This is a genomic window from Paenibacillus oryzisoli (assembly GCF_001653565.1).
GTDB lineage: Bacteria > Bacillota > Bacilli > Paenibacillales > NBRC-103111 > Paenibacillus_E > Paenibacillus_E oryzisoli.
On record NZ_LYPB01000073.1, the window covers coordinates 313841 to 334415 of the forward strand.

A 20575-nucleotide genomic window follows, 5' to 3' on the forward strand; every position below is an offset into this window, starting at 1 on the left:
CATTTTAAACTTGATTCGTTAAAGCTGGTTTAAAATCCTGATCATTAATTGGGGCATCGATAAAGTCATTATCAAAGATCGTATTGACGAAATTGCAGGCGATCGAATTACCGATGAATTCACCGTTGCCATAGTTATTTTTGCTATGGGAATCCCAGCTGGATTGTGCATTCTCACCAATCCCGATCGTTGCATTCGTATTCTGATTATTTATATTGATCATGTTAAACACGATGGAACTCGGCATGCTGCTCACTCCCTATCCGCGATTGGTTCTAGGGCTACTCCCTCATGCACGGGACCCTGCCGTAAACCTGTATCATAGCCTATTCAGTGAGCAGAGAAATGGTGCGGCCTTTCTTAGATGCTCTCCCAATGGAAAAAGACTCTCCCCCGAAGGAAAGAGTCTTCGAACACGATGATCAGAACCAGAGTCCTGGACCACCGAAGCCGCCAAAGCCAGGGCCAAAGCCACCGCCAAATCCAGGGCCAAAGCCGCCACCAAAGCCACCACCGAAACCACCATATGCATAAGGTGCCGTGCCAATTGCCAACAAATCAAATAGTACCAACGGGATAATCGCTTTTACTTGCACTTTTTTCCCATTTTGTGGAGCAACCATCAACGTGTTACCGCTGATTCGCACCAATTTACCAGTTACCTGTGTACCATCCTTTTTAACAGCCACAATTTCTTTCCCGATCAATTTACGAACTTCTTCTTTACGAATTCTGGATGCCACGAACGTCCACCTCCTCTTTACCCAATAGAGATACATTGCTCTACAGTGTATGGCATATGGGGTAACATCGCATGGATAGCTGTCCATTTTGCAGTAAAAATACGCTCATGTCTCTACAGAAAGCTTGGTCAATGCTCTTTTAGCTGGTCCTTCAATGACATCACCTTGGAACGAATATCTAGAACCGTGACATGGACAATCCCATGTACGCTCCGCATCATTCCAATCCACTTCACATCCCAAATGGGTACAAGTCGTATCAACGATATGCAGTTCGCCACTCGGTTCTCTGTACGCGCCGGCTCTCTTTCCGTTCACGCTGACGACAGCCCCTTCATCAGGTGACAGTTCTTCTGGTTGCTTATGAACCAAATCAAATTTGCCAGCAACAAATTCTTTCGCGACGTTGGCATTCTGCATGACAAATGTCTGAATGCTCGGATCCGCATGGAACCGATGCGGTGTAAATATGTCTTCGTAGGGACTCTTCTCCCCTAGAATGATTTTGGAATTCAGCAGCGCGGCTGCCATGCTGGTCGTCATTCCCCATTTGCGAAAGCCAGTCGCCATGAGGAGGTGAGGAGCATCGGAGAATTGCTGGCCTATGTAGGGCATTTTATCCAGTGTGAATACATCTTGAGCCGACCAACGATACAGTATCTCCTGGAGTCCGAACATGTCCTCGCCAAACTTCTGAAGGTTTTCATAATAGAGATGCGTACATAGACCCTGCCCGGTCTTATGACCCTCCCCTCCGATAAGTACCGCCGGTTCTCCATGAATGGTGACAGCGCGCAGAGAGCGACTTGGCTGCTCCACGTTGATATACATCCCCCCAGGGTAAGCTTTCTTCGTGCGCGCTGCAATGACATATGACCTCTCTGCATGCAGACGAGTGAAGTAAGCACCTTTGATATCATTGAATGGATAGTGGGAGGCTGTGATGACATAATTGCAAGTCACTCGATTCCCTTGCTTTGTTGTGACAACAGATGGCTGCTCATGGGTCGCGCCGACGACGGTTGTTCCTTCATATATTTGACCACCCAACTTCGTAATCTCCTGAAGGAGTCTGATTAAGTAAGGCACAGGATTGAACCTAGCCTGCCCCTTTAATCGAATGGCCGCCTTGGTCGCGAAAGGAAGAGGAGTGGTTTCCAGATAATCGCCACCCATTTGCATTTGCCCATAGGCCATATATTCGTCTTGTAGTTGTTGTAAGTAAGCATCATCACTCGTATAGAGATAAGCGTCTTCTTCCGTAAGCTGACATTCGATGCCTAGCTCATGAATCGTTTGTTTGATGAGCAATAGCGCCTCTTGATTGGCTTCATAATAAAGACGGGTCTTCTCCTCTCCAAAATGGGAAAGAAACTCATGATAAATAAGTCCATGCTGCGTTGTAATTTTCGCCGTGGTATGTCCTGTTGTTCCTTGCAGGATGGGCCCTGCGTTCAAAATAACAACTTTAACACCTCGCTTAGCTAGTAAATACGCCGTTGTGATGCCAGTAATCCCTGCACCAATGACCACTACGTCGGTCTTCAAATCGGCTGTCAGCGTGGGAAACTGAGGGAGCCAGTCGACAGAATCGAGCCAGAATGACTGGGGAAATTGCGGTAAAACGGCCGTGGAAGCCTCTCCATGTTGCGTCAATGTAACGTTCTCCTTATGTGCCAATTTCTACCTATTCTGTCCTTGTTAGGGGAATTGTATGTACGGCGAATGGATGAGGACGGACTGATTGAATGGATGAAAGAAATAAAGAAAGAAAGAAAGAATGAATGAAAGAATGAAAGAATGAAAGAATGAAGGGATGAAAGAATGAAGGGATGAAAGATTGAGTGAAGACTTGCTAAGGAACATACGTTCCAATATGATGGAGGTAGCAAAAAGTAGCAACGATTTCAAATTTGCGAGATTATTTCAAATATAAGGGGTGAGAACATGTCACAGGTTAACATCGTACCGTGGTCCGAATCCAACCTTGAACTTCTTCGGCTCATCAATGCTCCTGATATGATGGAACATCTGGGTGGTCCGGAGACGGAGGAGCAACTGGAGATTCGCCACAAACGGTATTTAGAAATCAGCGGGAAAGGCAAGGGGCACATGTTTAGCATCGTACTGCTGCCAAATCGTGAAGTCGTGGGGAGTATTGGTTACTGGGATAGCCATTGGCAAGGAGAAAACGTCTACGAAGTCGGTTGGAGTGTGCTGCCCGGCTTTCAAGGGCGAGGGATAGCGAGCAGCGCTTTGCAGGCAGCTATTTCCCATGCCAATTCAGAGGCGAAATTTCGGTGGATGCATGCGTTCCCTTCTGTTCACAATCCAGCTTCGAATGCTGTGTGTCGTAAGCTTCATTTTACACTTAGGAGTGAATGTGAATTCGAATACCCGCCAGGGCATTTCATGCCATGTAACGATTGGCGACTTGAGCTTGATTGCGGTCAATAAGGGGGATTTCTTTTGAGATGGAGCATATCCTATGTTGGCGTTTGTGCCTCGGTAGGCAGTCTTCTGCTTTGTTATTGGTTCCTTTTTGAGAATCCCTATTTAGAAATAGCGGCTAGAAGGGATACTGTGCTCATTCTTCTCGCAATGTTAGTCGCCCCTGCTGTGCTAGGGTTAATTGCTTCTTTTACTAATCGTAGTAGGTTGATGTCTGGCGCCTTTGTTTGGTCACTCCCCTACGGACTCTATTTAACAGTTGGTACGATTCCTAGCATTTGGAATTTATTTGGGTTAATGCTTGCTTGCTATCTAATCGCAGCTATCCAAATGAGAAAACGGCTCTAATCCTGGGTAGATTCAGCAGAAGGCGGAGCTCTTCTGGGCGGCTGGGGGTTTGGGGGGTTGGGGGTTGGGGGTATGGGGTTGGGGGTATGGGGGTTTGGATGAATTAGATGGATTTTCTACAGCTATTTCAGGAGAAAACAAGCATTTTTCTAGTTTAACTGGATTTTCTACAGCTAATTTTGCTCAGAATGCCCCGTTTGCGTAAAATACTTGAAATTAACGGGAGGAAATCCAGTTATTTTCTATAATTGATTGATTTAGCTTGAATTAGATGTATAAAATCCAGTTATTCGCTAAAGTGAGTGAGTGGTAGCCGGCAAAAAGGGTTGCAGATCAGCATCGGATTGCGAATTGGTATTGCGGCGGGTACTGGTATTGCTGGTGGTGCTGGTGCTGCTTGTGAGGCTTAGACTGCGAGTGCTGGTGGTGATAATGCTGATTGTGGTTGGGGCTGCAAATGCTGGAGATTGTGCTGGTAGCTAGTGCTGATGTGGTGGTGATATTGCTGCTGCTCGTGGTAGTGCTGCTACTGCTAGTACTGTTGGCGACCTACTTGGTGCTAACGCCTGCACTAGCTCTACTAGTTCTACTAGTTCTACTAGTTCTACTAGTTCTGCCAGTGCTACTAGTGCTGGTAGTTCTGGTAGTTCTGCTAGTTCTGCTAGTCCTGCTAGTTCTGGTAGTTCTGCTAGTTCTGCTAGTCCTGCTAGTTCTGCTAGTTCTGCTAGTTCTGCTAGTTCTCTAGTTCTGCCAGTGCTGCTAGTGCTGCTAGTGCTGCTAGTGCTGCTAGTGCTGCTAGTGCTGGTAGTTCGATGGATGGTGCTGCCCGCACAACCAAAAGCCGCTCTTCCAACTCATGGTCAGAATAGCGGCTTGCTTATTGGGGCGTATTCGTACACTATGCTTTGCGAATTTTACCAAGTTCGGTTGTAATCGCATCAATCTCGCTAATGCTGAAACGATCTTTGCTCGTAACCATATCATAGAGATCTTTCAAATCCTCGTACATTTCTTCTTTCACGTTGGAGGCTTTAATGGATCCCCCTGTTGCCATTCGCAGCTTTCTTGTAATACCTTCAAACATAAACTCAACGTTCGCTTCCGACCATGTATTTAAATCCATCGTAATCATCCTTCCATCGCTGTCTTTTCATTATTTTAAAGCACATACAAGGTAATGTAAAATACAGTTTGGCCCAAAATGCAAAAAGGAAGCACAGACTAAGCGTCTCGCTTCCTTATTTCTACTAGATCACGATTGATTTAAGTGGATTCGGCCCAACCATTTTGACCAGTGGACGTTGCAATTCAGCTGAATCGACATCCAGACTAACACAGATAAGGCGAATATGCTCGTCAGCCAATTTACGTGCATCCTCGTAAGATAGCTTAAACTGAATACAATAGGAGATAAAGCCATGTAAAGACATAAACAAATTCCATGGAAGCGTAAACTTCCGACTCTCAGCTCCTGGCTGATCTGCCATCACTTCACGAATCACAATGGCAAACATGTCCAAGCACTGCGCTTGTTCGGTACGTGAGTACTGTTGTAGTTCTGGCTCGTTAATCATAAACATCATTTCGTAGTGATTCGGGTTACTTAAACCAAACCAGACGAACTCCATCATTAACTTCTGAAGCAAATTCACGCTAAACCCGTGCTCACGAATAATCATTTCCCGCTGACGTTGCAGCAATGAGGCAAAATCGTCTTTAATTAGTGCATAAAATAATTCAGCTTTCTCATTAAAATGGTAATATAACGCACCATGACTGTACCCCATTGCTTTAGCAATGCTTCGCATCGTTAAAGCGCGATAGCCGAAAGTAGCGAATAATTCCCGCGCCTCTGTAAGAATTCGTTCTCTGCTAAGCTCTTGCGCGACTGCTTTCCTAGCCATTCCTATCCCTCCGCATCCTCAGCTCATATGAAATTTGTTGGGTCTACTGGGAGCTTGCCTATTCAGGCAAGCTCTCATGAACGATGTATTCGTTCTCACCCGCGACGATCAAACTTTGACCTTGTGTAACATCCGTTGCCCAATTCATGAATGCTTCCGCATTAGCCGCTAATGGATAACAAGGTACGGTAACCTTGTCCGTAAACCCAATATCCCCTAGCAGCATCCCTTGATTTCTCAGCTCATTTTCCAGCTTGCCATACCATGTATAATCGACTTCAATCAGCACAAGCTGATGATTTACTTTATAAATCGGCTTTCCTGCTTCTATGCCTGCCACAGCCCCATCCGCATAAGCGCGTATAAGACCGCCAGCCCCTAACATGATGCCACCAAAATAACGAGTAACTACGACAACGGTATTCTTGAGCCCTTGATGCTTCATCACTTCCAGAATCGGCTTCCCTGCGGTACCGCTGGGTTCTCCATCATCGGATTGCTTCTGGATTTGATCCCGCTCACCAATGATATACGCACTGCAATTATGCGTCGCCGCTCTGTGTTCTTTCTTGATGGCTTCAATAAACTGGATTGCTTCTTCTTCTGACTCTACGGGTTTAGCATGACCGATGAAACGTGACTTCTTGATGATAATCTCAGACGAACCATAGGAATGGATTGTGCGATAATGTGCTAGCATAGCCAACCTTTCTCGGTAGAAGGAAACAACTGTTTCACTATATTCTACACACAACGTAGTACTTCGACAATATAGAAAGAAAATTTACCACATAAATAATGGAAAAAAAGGTGCAAAAAAACGACCTATCCGATAGGATTGATCGTTTTTCGTTTTCAAGTTCAATTACTTTTGCAAACGAGCTTCAAGTTCTGCTTTTTCTTTCTCATAGCCAGGCTTGCCTAATAGGGCAAACATATTCTTTTTGTACGCTTCAACACCCGGTTGATCGAATGGATTAACACCCATCAAGTAGCCGCTGATAGCGCAAGCTTTTTCAAAAAAGTAGACCATGTATCCGAACGTGTAAGGCGTCATATCCGGCAATGTCACGATTAGGTTCGGTACTTGACCGTCTGTGTGAGCAAGCATCGTACCTTGGAAAGCTTTTTTGTTTACAAAGTCCATCGTTTTGCCGCTAAGGAAGTTCAACCCATCCAGATCATCTGCGTCTGTACCGATCGTGATATGATCAGCCACTTGGTCAACTTGGATAACGGTTTCGAACAAAATGCGGTTACCATCTTGAACGAATTGTCCCATGGAATGAAGATCCGTTGAGAAGTCGACGGAAGCTGGGTAAATCCCTTTGTAGTCCTTCCCTTCGCTTTCACCAAACAATTGCTTCCACCACTCCGAAACGAAGTGCAGGGATGGCTCATAGTTGACAAGGATTTCAATGGTTTTGCCTTTACGATACAAGGAGTTACGAACAGCTGCATATTGGTAGGCTTGGTTTTCGCTAAGCTTCGGATTCGAGAACTCTTGTTGCGCGTCTGCCGCACCTTTCATAATTGCTTCAACGTCAATGCCCGCTGTTGCAATAGGAAGCAAACCAACCGCTGTAAGTACGGAGTAACGTCCACCCACATCATCTGGAATAACGAAGGTCTCGTATCCTTCTGCATTTGCTAATGTTTTGAGCGCGCCTTTCTCTTGATCCGTTGTTGCATAAATCCGTTTGCGAGCCGCTTCTTTACCATATTTCTTCTCCAATAGTTCGCGGAAAATACGGAAAGCAATCGCTGGCTCAGTCGTCGTACCGGATTTGGAAATCACATTCACGGAGAAATCCTTGCCTTCAAGCAATTGAAGCAAGTGCGTGACATATGTCGAAGAGATATTATTTCCTACGAAATAAATCTCAGGCGTTTTACGTTTATCCCTTGGCAGAATATTATAAAAGGAATGAGATAGCATTTCTAGAGCCGCGCGTGCACCTAGATAGGATCCGCCAATACCGATTACGACAAGTGCCTCAGAATCCGATTGAATTTGCTTCGCAGCTGCCTCAATACGGGCAAACTCTTCACGATTGTAGTTCTCAGGAAGATCCACCCACCCTAAATAATCAGAGCCTGCACCTGTTTTGTTATGTAGTTGATCATGGGCTAACTCCACTTGAGCCGACAAATAATCGACCTCATGCTGAGATAAAAAGGATAATGCTTTGCTGTAATCAAATTGTAGTTTTGTACTCAATTGGTTCGCCTCCATCTCTATTTTTCACCTTTTCCTAGCATACTTATTTGCTTGTCCAAAAGCAAGCGAGAAAGGAATTCACAGGTATTAATTCCCATGCTAAAATGAAGTCAGAGGTGAGGACATGAAACGTATCGGCTTTATTGGACTTGGCACAATGGGTAAGCCCATGGCTGCTAACCTTATTCAAAAAGGTTTTATGGTAACTGTGTATAATCGTACTGCTGGCAAAGCGGACGAGCTTGGACGACTGGGGGCTGAGGTCGGCCTCACGCCAGCGGAAGTCGCTCGCAACTCAGATGTCCTATTTACGATGCTCAGCAACGATGCTGCGCTTCTCGAAACATTTTACAGTGAGCAAGGTATTCTGAGCGGTATTCACCCGGCACTCACCATTATTGACACCAGCACCGTATCTCCCCAAACTAGCCAAAAGCTCGCTGAAGAGCTCGCAGCGCATTTCGTCGACTTCCTCGACGCGCCTGTGACAGGCACGAAGCCCGCTGCTGAAGCAGCTACGCTTACATTCATGGTTGGCGGCAGCCGAGAAGTATTCGAGGAGCAGGAAGAATTGTTCCACGTACTCGGCAGTAAAGCACTTTACCTAGGACCAAGCGGTTCAGGTTCCTATGCGAAGCTCGCTCACAACACAATGGTGGGCATTAACCTCGCAGGACTTGCCGAAGGCTTATCTATCGCAACGAAAGCAGGCATTCATCCTAGCCAATTCTTAGAAATCGTCCGCTCAGGCGGAGCTAATAGCAAGCAAGTCGAGCTCAAAGGCGAGAAAATCCTCGATCGCGATTTCAGCAATCAATTCTCATTGAAGCTGATGTTGAAGGATTTGCTGCTTGCCCAAGAGATTACAGGGAAGTTTCAATTACCAACACCGATGCTGCAATCAGCAACGAATCTGTTCCAAATCGGCGTAAGCAAAGGCTTAGGGGAAGAAGATCTAAGCGCAGTCATTAAATGTTACGAAGAATGGATGGGGCAAGAAGTTGTCAAGCCTAGCGAGCCTGTTGTTACGGAACTGGTGAAAGTCGCTTCTCCGCTCTCCGGTCGCGAACGTCGTAAGAATACACGGGTGCAGCTGGATATTAACTTGAAGCTGTCCATTTATCAATGGGAGCAAGAAGGTTCATTCTCCGGACAAAATATTGACGGAACTCTCTTCGACTTATCTGAAAGCGGACTGCAAATCACAACGGATGTGCTGCTTGCACCAGATATGTTCGTCGTCATCCACTTCCCTCAGGAAGCTGGACTACCTCCAATCACGGGTCGCGTCATTCGCATCGTGACTGAAGGACGCAGTTTCCGATATGGCTGTATGCTGTCGGGCTTGCCGCCGTACGTGCGGATCAAGTTGGAGCAGTATATTGAGGAACATATTGCGAGTGCAGTGTAGAACATACGAATAGAAAATAGAACACCGTTCTTTCCTAAAGTGGAAGTGGCGGTGTTCTTTTTAAGTTGGACGGCATGCTGTCGGTTCACAATTGGCCTGACACTTTACGGAGTTCGTTGGCTAGACGGTGGAACTCTTCCCTCGCCTCTGCATCATCCGTGCTCATCCAAGCAGCAGATAAAAAGTTAATAATTTTATTCGCATCATCTGAACTCATTACATACTCCCTTTCTTCGTCTTCAGTATGGTCAAAACGTGTCAGATCACTCCCCTCAATAATACGAATAAGCTTGTCCGCATAGTTTGGATCCGTCGCATATCCTGCTTGCTGGAGCCTTCGACTCGCTTTTCGGTAGTCCTGTTCATTTACGATCATGGCGTACCTTGGATTGTTCACAAGTAGGATAGCATGATCGCGTATACTATCGCTCCAGCTTTCATAGACACAGAACCCATCTACAATTTGCAGCCACTTGCCGTTAATGAATTCCTGCGTAGCTTGCTGTTGCCCACTTCCTTTGATCCCAAATAAATTATTGCCTGGGGCATATTGGCCCCAACCGCTTTCCAGAATAGCCTGTGCTATCGTCACACTAGCCAGAATTCCATAGGCTAACCTGTTCGCTTGTGCGGCAGGCGCAATTTGCTCAATAAATGTTTCTTTACTCATAACCCTTCCCCCTTGCTTCGTAAGACTTGAATCATTTGCTTCAAAAAGGCAGGAAGTGGCAGACCTAAACGTCCATAATTTTCAGTAATGGAGATAAACTCATTGGCCAAGTAAAAATAAATGGCGCCTGTCATCATGAGGTCTGTATCCAAGAGAATATCCATGCGATGAGCCAGCATAATAACAAGCAGCATAAGTCCTTTGCGCGCCAGGCCCCAATAACCAACTTGACTGTTGAGGCCTTGCTGCTCTTTGATCGAAGCCGCAATACCGGTGACATAATCGACGAGTATCGCCGTGAGGAAGAGACCAATAAGTTCGCTCCACCCGCCGAAGGCGTAGGTTGCTATCGCTCCGAGGGTGGCTGTAATCAGGTTAAAACTGATTTGGTTCATGTTCTTTGCTCCTTTCTTGGGGGGTGGGTTGGGTCTACTGGGACTTTTGGCTTCCGGGTAGACCTTTTACAGCGTTTCACCACGATATTGATGAGATATCTTCAGCATTGCTCGCTGAAAGTACAGCATTTTTTAGCTCCCAATACTTGCTGATGTTCGCGTTTTTATGGGCGAGCCCGTCGGCATACAGCAACTTGAATTGTTCACTAGTATGGGACTGAGGTACACCTGATGCTTTCCACTTGATGTTATCCATATGGATTTCCGCTGAGATTGCATTGAATGTGCTTTCCAGATTAATCTGGTCATGGTATGCAAAATCATATGCGTTATCTGTGCCGAGGGCGTCAGATGTGAACCCTGCTAGGATAGATGCATTACATGCGACATTGAGAGAGTTGATTTTAGCGGTCCTAGCGTCATTCAATACTTGAACTGGCGTTGGTTGCATAGCGTTCCATGCAGATTGAAGGTCGTCTAGAGTTGGCTGGGGATCCTCCAAGTTCCATTGTGCGATGTACGGGCCGTTGCCGTCTGAATCGTCTTGGACGATGAAGTCGGTCATGGGAATGGATTGTGGGTATAGATGCATGATTGCTTGTGCTATGTTCATGTGGGTTTCCTCCTTTATGCGATTCTAGTAATTTCTAGGGTTGATCCCGATGCTAATACAGTTGCCGATGATGTAGTAAGATAAATTTCTATGAAATCGCCTGCAACTAAATCCACCATAAATACACTTGGAATGATAGGTGAGGAATAAGTCGTCCCATTATTAACATGACCATAACGGAAAGCACTTCCGTTTTTATAGAGTATAAGCGAGTATGATACAGATGTTGTAATACCTGAATTAAACGCTAGTACGGCATTAACTGTATAAGTTCCTGTACTTTTTGTTGTAAATCTGCTAGTGGCAAACTCCGTTAAATTATCAGATGTTACACTTTGAAGAGTTACTTTTGTAGCAGTCGCCGCTGAAATGCTTTGTGTAGTATTACTTGCGGCGGAAACTCTACTTCTATTTGCTTGTGTATTATCTCCCCAAGGGTTAATAACGCCTGATGTGACGCCCCCATAGTTGTTTGTAGCATTAGGTTGTGTTCCAATCCTAGATATAGTAGCCGTTGTTGAAGCGGTGGCACCATTGACATTTGAATTTCCAGTACTGTCCTGTAGGCTTACACGACATCCATGGTCTGCGTATAAAACATCACTTTTATTGCTTATTACGGAATTGTGAAAGAATACGACAGACATTGTTGCATAGAGTCCCATCTTAGTGATAGAGGAAGACACTAGATTCATAAATCCAAATTGAACAAAGGACGATCTTACAACCGATAAGGAATTTGTTGTCGTACTAGTTATGTTAAATCCTGTGACTACAACGCCGTTAATACAGTTTGCAACAACAATGGAACTAACACTTCTGGACGTACTTACAATGGAATCCCCAGTTAAGTATATAACACCACCATTTTTACCTACGAAGCCCTCGATTCTAACATCTTCCACATACGTCCCCGCTGCTACAAATACGTTGATAGGGTGGTTGACAATTTGTGGAATAGAGTCTATAGCCCTTTGGATTGTCTTAAATGGCATACCCGAGCTTCCATCGTTATTGTCCGCACCGTTTGTCCCGTCTACATACAGCGTCATTGCCGCCGTTGTCTTTTGCGGTACGTTGTAAATCTGTCTAGCTAATCTCTCCGCTTCACTGATACGTGCGTCTTGATCTGCATCATTCATAGACAATAAATCAACAGCGGTTTTAAGGTTGCTTGCTGTCTCCCCTGTTACGGCTTGTACTGGTGCTGATAGTAAGTATTGATCTAGGGCAATGTATGAGACTTCATAGGTTGCAGTTGGGTCGTAGTTTACTATCAGTGTGTAAGCATTGCCCCCGCCGTATCCATTTGCGTGATTCGTTCTAATCGTCCAACTACTGTCTAGTTTTCCGTTTTTATAAATAGCGTATATGCGATTAGTTTTATTTCTAAGAAGACATACTGGAAATGCTGTGTTATTAATGTGATATACCGTTAAATCCGCAATAGGGACAACTTTCTCCCGTACAATAATTCCTTGTCCCACTTCAATCTGATTCAATCCTTCGTGAAGTGTCATGCTACCTTCTACCGCTACTTCTTCAAATGTTGGTGTAGCTAGTTGATAGGTTAGTTTGTAAGGTGTGAAACCGTTAGATGCTGTAGTAGGTAATGTCCCTGATCCTGAAGAACTAACCCATGTACCTATCGAACCCGCTGTGAGGGGCGTACCACCTGTGGTAGGTGTCCAACGTCTAACCCATCCTTTTGTCCCCGTTCCGTTATAAGGTACGGGTGCAGATGACCATGATTCCTGTGTAGTCATAACCCACCCATAGAAATATGCTTGTATCTCTTGTGCTGTAGGTGTATAGGATTCGCCCCAACCGCTGTCTGTGTCGAAGATACTTACAAACAGCGTCCCTGCACTTGGTGCACTCCACATTAAAAACTGATCCCCCGTTGTAGCTGTTTGTATTTCGGAGATAATTTTACCGTCGTACTTAACAAGTCTATGTCCTACAACACCTATAAGAGATGCAGCAAACGCGCCTACTGCGGCGACTTGTTTAGCGCCTGCATAGTCACTACTGAAAGACCACGACAAGCTACCATCAAGAACCACGTCTTTTTTGAAACGACTCTCAACAAAGTACTTACCGTCCCTCTTAAACAACGTATCGTAGACAATACCGTCTACGGATGAGGCTAATTGGACATTCGGGAATGCAAGCATATCGTCGTTACGTGGTTTGAATGGTTGAGCCGTTGTGCCAAGATTAAGCATAGGATTTGTATATACATACGTACCCGCAGAAGGCATATAGAAGTTTACATGCACATAAACTTCATTTGCTTGAGCCGTAAATGTCGTAGATACACTACCTGAACTTATGTAAAAATTAGTCCTTACGTTGCTTCCGTTAATATCTCTAGTTGTTAGGTAGACGCCGCCCGAATTAGTAGTATTCACACTAAATGAATACTGTTGACTTGGAACTATGGGAGCCACGTAAAAAAAGTTTATTGTATTTGTTAGCGTGACTTTGTACGGTTCATTAATTTGGTAATTGCCGTTGTTGTCTTTCGCCCACTCATTAAACGTAGGCAACAAGTTCTCCCCGTACTTAATTACATAAGGTGCATTAACATGTTTGACATCGTCTACGTAAGGGTATTTTGCGGCGATATATGCTTGTGCATTGGCTACGCTTAGACCGTCAATATATGTTTTTTCTGTGGATGTGATTTCATAAACGCGTAAACAATCTGCATAAGCATATTTCGTACTTGCACCTGTTACTAATACTTGTGCGGTATGCGTTGCTCCTGTAGCTCCAAAAGTTGCATAAGAAATACCGAAAGCCGTCGTACTTGTTACCGCGTTACCAGACACAAGAGAAGCTATCTCGACTTTAACATTTGTCGCATTACCGTTCTTCAATTCTCCTACGATTAAATATTTATTACCTGAGATCGTATTGAACACTCTTTGCATTGTGCCCGCTGTGCTTGTAAGCGTAGCTTTGATACTGTTATTTCCGTTAACCTTATTTGTTGTATCGAGTGCGAGAGTAGTACCTCCCGCTGTAAACCTACTCACATCCTCACAATTCCCATCCCGCCCCAACAAATTAACCAACGTACGCCCCTTGATATTCAAGTTGTTTAACGGCGAGCTCTGTGGAACATTAACAACCTGCATCCCATTAACCAAATTTACAGCCGTTGGAGGTGGGCTAACTCCAACTTGCGAACCTAGCTGCGCATCAATCTTATCCCAGTTATCATTCAACATGGTGTTAATATCGAATGTATCATTGCCGTCTGTTGACGGATTTTTCTTATACAGTCCTACGTTCGTTGTCGTGCTGGACATATATGTTTCCCTCCATTTTAAACGGGCATAAATGGCGCGAAGTCGGTCATTTTCCTCGTTTGAATTTCGTTAATTTTTAACTTTTGATGCAACTGACTTAGCAAAAAATATTTATATTTATAGACCACCTGCAAATGGGCTGGCTTGATTTCCTCGATAGCTGCTTGCAGGTCGCTTAGGTTCGGCGGCGTCCCCAACGTATCCACAAACCGCACCGTAAACTGGTACGCAGCCGGCTGCTGCGTAACCTCTACCGCTCCGCGGTCGTAGGCCTCGGCCACGCTTTGGATCAAGTCCACGGTGACGGTCCCGACGCCGCGCAGCTTGGCATTGATCACCGACCGACGCTGATCGTCGGGCTTGCCTGGCACTGGCGCGATGCCGAGCTCGGCCTCCCACGCGTCCAGCCCCCACGTCGCGGAGCCCACGAAAAATTGCCCTAATGTCTCCTCCAAGGAGACACGCAATTGATCGAGCTCAGCCCCTTGGGCTTGCAGGATAGAGCCCATCACACGCGATGTCTCGTAGTATTCAGGCAAATAGCCCAGCATGCGCTTGCCACTTGATGAAGTCACTTGCGTCATACGAGCGACACCGTCCCTGCAACGGCTACTTGCCCAACGGTGATCGTGATGTTAGAAGTGCCGCCACTGATCTGCAAGTTGGCATAATCCTGCACCCCCGGCGTGTCGAGCAACAAGGAGCCGATGCGCACATAGCGGACTGCTGGATCACTAGAGAACGCCAGTTCGGATAAATAGGCGCGAACGGCCGCGGTGAAATCATTTTTCACCTGTGTCAACGTTCTTGTTCCGTTCAAGGTAAGAACTGCCTGAATGCCAATCGCGACTTCTGTCGCTGCCACGACGGTTACAACTGCACCAATCGGAACTTTCCCCACCAATGGTGGCGTAGGGTAAATGTACTGCTGTACAGCGGAAACGATGGGAGCAGAAGCACTCCTTTTATCCATGCCGATGATGACAACCTTGACTGTACCAGGACCCTGCCATAACGGCAGCACCTGCGCCGCACCTACACCAGCCACATCGAGCGCCCAGTTCAGATAGTCGGCTTTATTCCCACTTGTTCCAGGGGAGCGAACTTTGGCGTAATACCGATTGAGCAGTGAATCGTCCTTCTCTATGTCTGCTCCACTTGTCATGGACGCACTATTGGTCACGTTCGTTATGCCTACGATAGGCGTTATCAAAAGGCTAACCGCTCCGCTCGGCACATTGCCTGTCGTACCACCATCCACTGCTGATACCGCCACCATCACGAATCCTGAGCTATCCACAACCGCCGCATCCACTGTCTCAAACATCACAGACGATGTCCCTTTAACGGAATCAGCCAATGTACCAATACGCGTTCCTTGAGGGACGGTCGTCCCTGCCACGCCTGTGAACTTCACCTGACCGGTGGCTTTCACCGCATCTTTGCGAGTAATCCCGCGTTCCGCGCAGCGCAAGTCCAGGTAGGGCCCAAAGGTCGTTCCCGCGAATCCTCTCCGCAAAACCTCCTGCGACTGCAACGCCGCAAGCGCCAACTCAATCGAAGTCGGGGCCAATACATCCCAGATATAAGAACCTTCTGACTGGTCCAAATCGGAAGGCAAACTGCCTAACATCCGGCTACGAATCGCTTCCTCCGTCTGTTCAACCAAATAATCGGGTAAACTTGCCATATTAATTGATCACCACGCTTCCTTTTAGGTTTTTTTGCTCGCCTCGCACGTTCACGATTTCGCATTGAAACGAGCACTGATCTTTTCCCCACGCAAATGTAAAATGGCGAACATCCGCTGTACGCGGATCGACCTTCAAAGTCTCCGTCGTCATACGTAAAATCTCCATTTCGTTCGCCTGACGGGACAAATGCCGGGCAATTAAATCGTCATACTCCTGGCCATAAGCTCGGGAATATACCAAATGTGTGTACCGCCGCGAACGCAGCGCCTTCTGGCACCATTCAAGCCATGCGTCGGTGCCCTCGCTTTCCGCGATCTTCCCCGTTGGGGTCGTTACGAACTCCCCTAGGGAATGGTCAAACTTCGGACTGCGTCCGAAGGGGATCGTCCCCCTTTTGCCCCCAGCCAAAAATGCCCTTGTTCCTGTTCCTGTTCCTAAACCTGTCCCAGCACTCGCCCCCACAAGCGGAAATAAATTCGCCATCTATTTCACCACCTTGCACAGAATCACGGCATCATTGCCGTCATCGATCGGAATCACGAGCACGCGGTCCCCGGGCTTCAAACCATGCTGAAACTCCATCCGCACATCCTCAACACCCGACTCTGCGAAAGCAAACGTACCCTGCCCCGCCACCGGAACACCCCCGCTATTCAGTCCCGAAACCGTACCAGTAAGCGAGAAGCTAGGCAGATGAAGCTTAGCCATCCAATCGGCCACATAATAATCAGCAATTTCATGTTTAAAACGATCCAACTTCAGCCCGCCGGCCGTCATCGTACCGAGTTCAGCGGGTAAACCGGAAACCGCGGATGCGGCATGCCCGGACATCCGATTGTCCAAAAGCGAAGCCAATTTGTTATACGGATTCATTCATGTAATACCTCCTTCTGACGAGTTCGGGACTGCCTAGTTCCAGCACCATTTTGCCAGGATTACCTAACTCATGTCGGACCGACATCGCAATAAGCGCCATCCCGCTGCCCGCCAAATCTACCTTATCTCCTGCACGTATCGTGTTAATGTCTATCGAGGTGACGCTAATCGTCTCCTGAACTCCCGTAAGCATGGCATGCGCAGCCTCTTTGGCTTCAGAAACGGATTGAAAGCTGCTGTCTTGGACGATTTTTTGCAGCGTGCCTAGTTCAGCCACTTCCCCCTCCTCAACCGCCAATACCTGCGCTGCGGCATCATCCCCTGCTGATTTGGTGCCGAGCACCTTCACCTTGGTAACGGCTCCTTCGAGCGTTCTTTTCTGCATCACGTTCATCACATTCTCACTCGGCTCCAAGGACCACACGGTTGCATTACGGCCAATTTCCACAAGCTCCAACCCGCCCGTTGTCACGCGCGGACGATACATCGGACCGCCTTTCTTGGCTGTTTCCTTGAGATCCTTCATGATCATGGCGTAGATCGTCTCCGAACGGTACATCGCCTTCGCAAGCTTAACACCTGTGTCAGGCAGATTGCCTAGCTGAATATTCCAATCTTCCGCATACCTGCGCAGGCGCTCATTCGCCGTCATTCCGCTCGGAAACACGTACTCATCCTCTGATTTGGCCAAATAAATCGTGCGATCATACATTGTCACCGTTAAGCGATCCATGCGTTCATAACTGTTCTCGCACTGCCATACAACAGCTGGATGCAGCAAATCTACTTGCTCTGTCCCGCCAAAAGGAGTGCCCAACACACGAACAGCTTGTCCTGGCTTCATCCCTGGAAACTCCGGCGTCACCGCAATCGTCGCTTGTGCCCGGTAGGAAATTTCGTCGAGCGATTCTTCCAACGTCATTTCATAAATCAAATCCCGCAAGGCATACTGCTCATCTAGCCAAATATCATAAGTTCCACTAGGCCAACTCGCCATCAGGGCATCACCAACTCTTGTCCAACTTGGATTAGATCGGGATTCTCGCCGATTAACGACCGATTTGCTTCATAAATTTCCCGCCAACGACTGCCGGAACCGAGAGTCATTTTCGCAATCGCCCATAGGGAATCACCTGATTTGACTGTGTACGTAGCCGATACAGGCTTAATGTCAGGCCGTACCTCTCCACTAGAAGCACCACTGCGTTCCGCTAACGTTCTCACTTTGTAGTCCCGCCAAGTACGAAAGGTCACATCAAAATAGACATCTCCCGGCTCACCGCCTTTAAAGCTGCTATTATGAGCCGACAACATGACAAGCACATTCACATCCGTCCCCGTAATAATGAGGCGAAGCGGCTCACGCTGTTCCATCCAAGTGTTGAGCTGATTCATGGCTGTTTGCGGGCTCGGCAGAGGTCGGTACTTACAGTAGCTAGTATCATATTGCGCTGGAAAAAAGGAAGAGAAGGCAATTTCCTTCACCTTCACACCTTGTGGCACGTCCAGCTCACCGCCTTGAATAATCGTGATGGTCTCAAAACTTTTATCCCGGCGAATGTTCACTTCTGTCGGATTCACGGGGAAGTGCAATCTTAAGCCACTCGGATCTTCCAGTGTAAAATCCATAGCCTCATCAGCCAATCGCGCCGCCCCCGTTCACTAAGCGGTTTTGCATGGCAGCTTGCATGTTGGATACAATTTGATGCCCGATCGTGAGCGCAAGCTTGTCCTTGTCGACCTCTTCTTTCGGAAAATGCACCGCTACGCCATCCACTTTGATGTCATACTTGTTCGGAGGGGCTGTTTGCGATTTCGCAGCATTCACTGCAGAAACGGCTTGAGCTGGATCAGAGGCCACCGACTCGCGTCCCTGGGGTACAAGTGATGTTCTGGACGCAGTTTCCTCAGGGGGCTTCTTCCCTGAAAACCATTTATTCGCAATAAATGCACCTGCTTTATCCCCCAGCCAACCTCCGATCATCCCACCCGCCACCGTTCCTAATCCTGGCAAAATGGCTGACCCGAGCGCAGCACCGAGCGCAGCGCCACCCGCACCTGCACCCGCTTGAACCGCTGCTCCCGCTTTGTTCTCAGATGTGATCACATCCATCGCTGCCATACCAATACCGAGTGGTGCTGCCACTCGGCCCGCACCTTTCAGCATCTTGATGCCGCCTTTGAACAATTTGCCTAAACGTCCCCTCGATGGCGCTGTCGGATGTACGTCGGGTTGTCCCTCTGCAGCGACTCTCCCTAGATTTCTGTCATCTGGCGTAAGGTCAGCAGCACTTGGTCTCGTCCTCCTGTTACCTACGGGTTGTGTTGTGCTATCGGTTTGCATGTTGGTTACCGTACCCGTCCTGGACTTCGTTTTCGTGCCTGCACTAGACTTCGTCTTCGCATTGGCATCACAGCAGCATTTCGTACTATTCCCTTCGAGCTTACCTTTTCCCGAGGATAACCCACCCAAAGATTTAATACTTTCAACCATGGATTTAACGCTAGTTACGATCGATTTGAAGCCCTCTGCCATAGATTTAAAGGTCTCTTTCAAACTTTGCGCGACAGATTTGATCCCCTCAACGAAGCTTTTAATTCCATCACCCACTGCTTTGATACCTTCGCCGAAACTTTTAATGCCATCGCCAATCCCCTTGATTCCGTCACCGATGCTGCTGAATCCCGCACCGATACCTTTTATTCCCTCACCGATGTTACCGATTCCAGCGCCGATGCTACTAATGCCATCGCCGATATTTTTGAGTCCATCTCCGATGCCTGTACCGATGCTTTTAATTCCATCACCTATACTGCCAATTCCTGCACCGATCCCTTTGAGCCCATCGCCGATGCTGCCAATTCCCGCACCGATTCCTTTGAATCCATCACCTATGCTGCCAATTCCTGCACCGATTCCTTTGAATCCATCTCCAATGCTGCCAATTCCCGCACCGATTCCTTTGAATCCATCACCGATGCTGCCGATTCCCGTGCCGATTCCTTTGATTCCATCGCCGATGCTGCCAATTCCTGCGCCGATTCCTTTGAATCCATCACCGATACTGCCAATTCCCGTGCCGATTCCTTTGATTCCATCGCCGATGCTGCCAATTCCTGCGCCGATATTTTTGAGTCCATCCCCGATGCCTGCTCCGATGCTTTTAATACCCTCACCGATGCCAGCACCAAAGCTTTTGAACGCCTCGCCTATCCCTTGAAGTCCATCACGTATACCTTTGAATCCATCACCAAAAGCTTTAAAAGCTTCGCCAAACAGCTTCACCGCCTCACCTATTCTAGCTAAGCGGTCAATCCAAACATCGATCGGACTTTTCTTCTCTTGTGCTGCTTTCACAGTAATCATTGACACAGAAGCTGAAGCAGATGCGCTCGCTCCTGCCGATCCCCCGCCCTTTATGCCGACTGATAACGTCCCGCCAAGCCCAGTCAGCAACTGCCGCAGCTGTTTCGCTGCGCCAATCACCTGATCGTTGATGATCAGTTTCACATCCACCTTCGTGTGCCCCAGGTCCGCCAGTTGCAGCAGCAGCCGGTCAATCACAAAGGAAAAATAATCCCGCACGGCAATCGTCGGTCTCGCTGTCACCTGACTTAACCTTGCACCAGCTTCACTAGCCTTGTCGAATAAACCCGACAAGCGCTGTGCAGCTGATCCCGTTCGATCCACAGCTCTTCGCAATCCATCTTGCGCAGCTGTTACTCTGGCTAAATTGCCTGCCATCGCCATGTCACTCATGGCTCTCACCTCCTTGCGCGTTCACGCTCTCGCTGCAGCGCCTGTTCCTGCTCCAGCTCTAGTTCCAAGCTGGCCAGCAGGAATAGCTGCTCCCCGCGAGGCAGCTTCCAGAATACTCCGGGGCGCAGATGATGACGCGTCCATATGGCATGGAGCATCGCCGGGAGCC

23 protein-coding genes are annotated in these 20575 nt (G+C 47.4%); 4 read left to right on the forward strand and 19 right to left on the reverse strand.

From position 1 onward, the window contains the following. Nucleotides 1–4 precede the first annotated feature (4 nt). From A8708_RS19645 to A8708_RS19655, 3 genes are all read right to left on the reverse strand, one after another. A complete protein-coding gene (locus A8708_RS19645) occupies nucleotides 5–247 on the reverse strand; it encodes a spore germination protein (RefSeq protein ID WP_068666489.1) in 243 nt (80 codons plus the stop codon). A gap of 175 nt (nucleotides 248–422) precedes the next feature. Further along, nucleotides 423–743, reverse strand: a complete 321-nt coding sequence (locus tag A8708_RS19650) for a 50S ribosomal protein L33 (protein WP_157264895.1) — start codon at nucleotides 741–743, stop codon at nucleotides 423–425. A gap of 105 nt (nucleotides 744–848) precedes the next feature. Beyond that, nucleotides 849–2399 (reverse strand): FAD-dependent oxidoreductase, encoded by a 1551-nt coding sequence (locus tag A8708_RS19655; RefSeq protein ID WP_068666493.1) that lies wholly within the window; start codon nucleotides 2397–2399, stop codon nucleotides 849–851. 291 nt (nucleotides 2400–2690) lie between these two features. Between A8708_RS19655 and A8708_RS19660 the strand changes: the two genes are divergently transcribed. From A8708_RS19660 to A8708_RS19670, 3 genes are all read left to right on the forward strand, one after another. Further along, nucleotides 2691–3200, forward strand: a complete 510-nt coding sequence (locus tag A8708_RS19660; protein ID WP_068666495.1) for a GNAT family N-acetyltransferase — start codon at nucleotides 2691–2693, stop codon at nucleotides 3198–3200. A gap of 12 nt (nucleotides 3201–3212) precedes the next feature. Further along, complete coding sequence (locus tag A8708_RS19665; protein WP_068666497.1) at nucleotides 3213–3542, forward strand: hypothetical protein; 330 nt, start codon at nucleotides 3213–3215, stop codon at nucleotides 3540–3542. Nucleotides 3543–3999: 457 nt separating this feature from the next. Continuing rightward, entirely contained in the window at nucleotides 4000–4287 is a 288-nt protein-coding gene (locus tag A8708_RS19670; RefSeq protein ID WP_204787599.1) for a hypothetical protein, read from the forward strand. 153 nt (nucleotides 4288–4440) lie between these two features. Here the strand turns inward: A8708_RS19670 and A8708_RS19675 are convergent, their stop codons facing one another. The 4 genes from A8708_RS19675 to A8708_RS19690 all read right to left on the reverse strand — a co-directional run bounded on the left by A8708_RS19675 (nucleotide 4441) and on the right by A8708_RS19690 (nucleotide 7667). Beyond that, nucleotides 4441–4665, reverse strand: coding sequence for a DUF1128 domain-containing protein (locus A8708_RS19675; RefSeq protein WP_028553967.1), 225 nt, complete (start codon nucleotides 4663–4665; stop codon nucleotides 4441–4443). Between the two features lie 124 nt (nucleotides 4666–4789). Beyond that, nucleotides 4790–5446, reverse strand: coding sequence for a TetR/AcrR family transcriptional regulator (locus A8708_RS19680; protein WP_068666501.1), 657 nt, complete (start codon nucleotides 5444–5446; stop codon nucleotides 4790–4792). 58 nt (nucleotides 5447–5504) lie between these two features. After that, a complete protein-coding gene (locus A8708_RS19685) occupies nucleotides 5505–6146 on the reverse strand; it encodes a YigZ family protein (RefSeq protein ID WP_068666503.1) in 642 nt (213 codons plus the stop codon). Nucleotides 6147–6311: 165 nt separating this feature from the next. Next, complete coding sequence (locus tag A8708_RS19690; protein ID WP_068666728.1) at nucleotides 6312–7667, reverse strand: glucose-6-phosphate isomerase; 1356 nt, start codon at nucleotides 7665–7667, stop codon at nucleotides 6312–6314. Nucleotides 7668–7791: 124 nt separating this feature from the next. Here A8708_RS19690 and A8708_RS19695 point away from each other — a divergent pair, with 124 nt between their 5' ends. Continuing rightward, on the forward strand, nucleotides 7792–9078 hold the full coding sequence (locus tag A8708_RS19695; protein WP_068666505.1) for an NAD(P)-binding domain-containing protein: 1287 nt from the start codon (nucleotides 7792–7794) through the stop codon (nucleotides 9076–9078). Between the two features lie 85 nt (nucleotides 9079–9163). Here the strand turns inward: A8708_RS19695 and A8708_RS19700 are convergent, their stop codons facing one another. The 12 genes from A8708_RS19700 to A8708_RS35890 form a co-directional block, all read right to left on the reverse strand. Next, nucleotides 9164–9748 (reverse strand): glycoside hydrolase family 73 protein, encoded by a 585-nt coding sequence (locus A8708_RS19700; protein WP_068666507.1) that lies wholly within the window; start codon nucleotides 9746–9748, stop codon nucleotides 9164–9166. Continuing rightward, a complete protein-coding gene (locus A8708_RS19705; protein ID WP_068666509.1) occupies nucleotides 9745–10143 on the reverse strand; it encodes a phage holin family protein in 399 nt (132 codons plus the stop codon). The genes A8708_RS19700 and A8708_RS19705 overlap by 4 nt, the downstream gene beginning before the upstream one ends. A gap of 76 nt (nucleotides 10144–10219) precedes the next feature. Then, entirely contained in the window at nucleotides 10220–10756 is a 537-nt protein-coding gene (locus tag A8708_RS19710; RefSeq protein WP_068666511.1) for an XkdW family protein, read from the reverse strand. A gap of 14 nt (nucleotides 10757–10770) precedes the next feature. Further along, complete coding sequence (locus A8708_RS19715; RefSeq protein ID WP_068666513.1) at nucleotides 10771–14076, reverse strand: hypothetical protein; 3306 nt, start codon at nucleotides 14074–14076, stop codon at nucleotides 10771–10773. A gap of 17 nt (nucleotides 14077–14093) precedes the next feature. Continuing rightward, nucleotides 14094–14660 carry a YmfQ family protein gene (locus A8708_RS19720; protein ID WP_068666515.1) on the reverse strand — a complete coding sequence of 189 codons (567 nt, stop codon included), beginning with the start codon at nucleotides 14658–14660 and terminating at the stop codon, nucleotides 14094–14096. After that, nucleotides 14657–15766 carry a baseplate J/gp47 family protein gene (locus A8708_RS19725; protein ID WP_068666517.1) on the reverse strand — a complete coding sequence of 370 codons (1110 nt, stop codon included), beginning with the start codon at nucleotides 15764–15766 and terminating at the stop codon, nucleotides 14657–14659. The genes A8708_RS19720 and A8708_RS19725 overlap by 4 nt, the downstream gene beginning before the upstream one ends. A 1-nt stretch (nucleotide 15767) precedes the next feature. Beyond that, nucleotides 15768–16253, reverse strand: a complete 486-nt coding sequence (locus tag A8708_RS19730) for a DUF2634 domain-containing protein (protein WP_068666519.1) — start codon at nucleotides 16251–16253, stop codon at nucleotides 15768–15770. Beyond that, entirely contained in the window at nucleotides 16254–16643 is a 390-nt protein-coding gene (locus A8708_RS19735; protein ID WP_068666521.1) for a hypothetical protein, read from the reverse strand. Beyond that, a complete protein-coding gene (locus tag A8708_RS19740) occupies nucleotides 16630–17643 on the reverse strand; it encodes an XkdQ/YqbQ family protein (RefSeq protein WP_068666523.1) in 1014 nt (337 codons plus the stop codon). The genes A8708_RS19735 and A8708_RS19740 overlap by 14 nt, the downstream gene beginning before the upstream one ends. After that, nucleotides 17643–18275: a LysM peptidoglycan-binding domain-containing protein gene (locus tag A8708_RS19745; protein WP_068666730.1), complete on the reverse strand. Its 633-nt coding sequence runs from the start codon at nucleotides 18273–18275 to the stop codon at nucleotides 17643–17645. The genes A8708_RS19740 and A8708_RS19745 overlap by 1 nt, the downstream gene beginning before the upstream one ends. A gap of 7 nt (nucleotides 18276–18282) precedes the next feature. Further along, nucleotides 18283–20406, reverse strand: coding sequence for a hypothetical protein (locus tag A8708_RS19750; protein ID WP_068666525.1), 2124 nt, complete (start codon nucleotides 20404–20406; stop codon nucleotides 18283–18285). 5 nt (nucleotides 20407–20411) lie between these two features. After that, on the reverse strand, nucleotides 20412–20564 hold the full coding sequence (locus A8708_RS35890; protein ID WP_167355906.1) for a hypothetical protein: 153 nt from the start codon (nucleotides 20562–20564) through the stop codon (nucleotides 20412–20414). Nucleotides 20565–20575 lie beyond the last annotated feature (11 nt).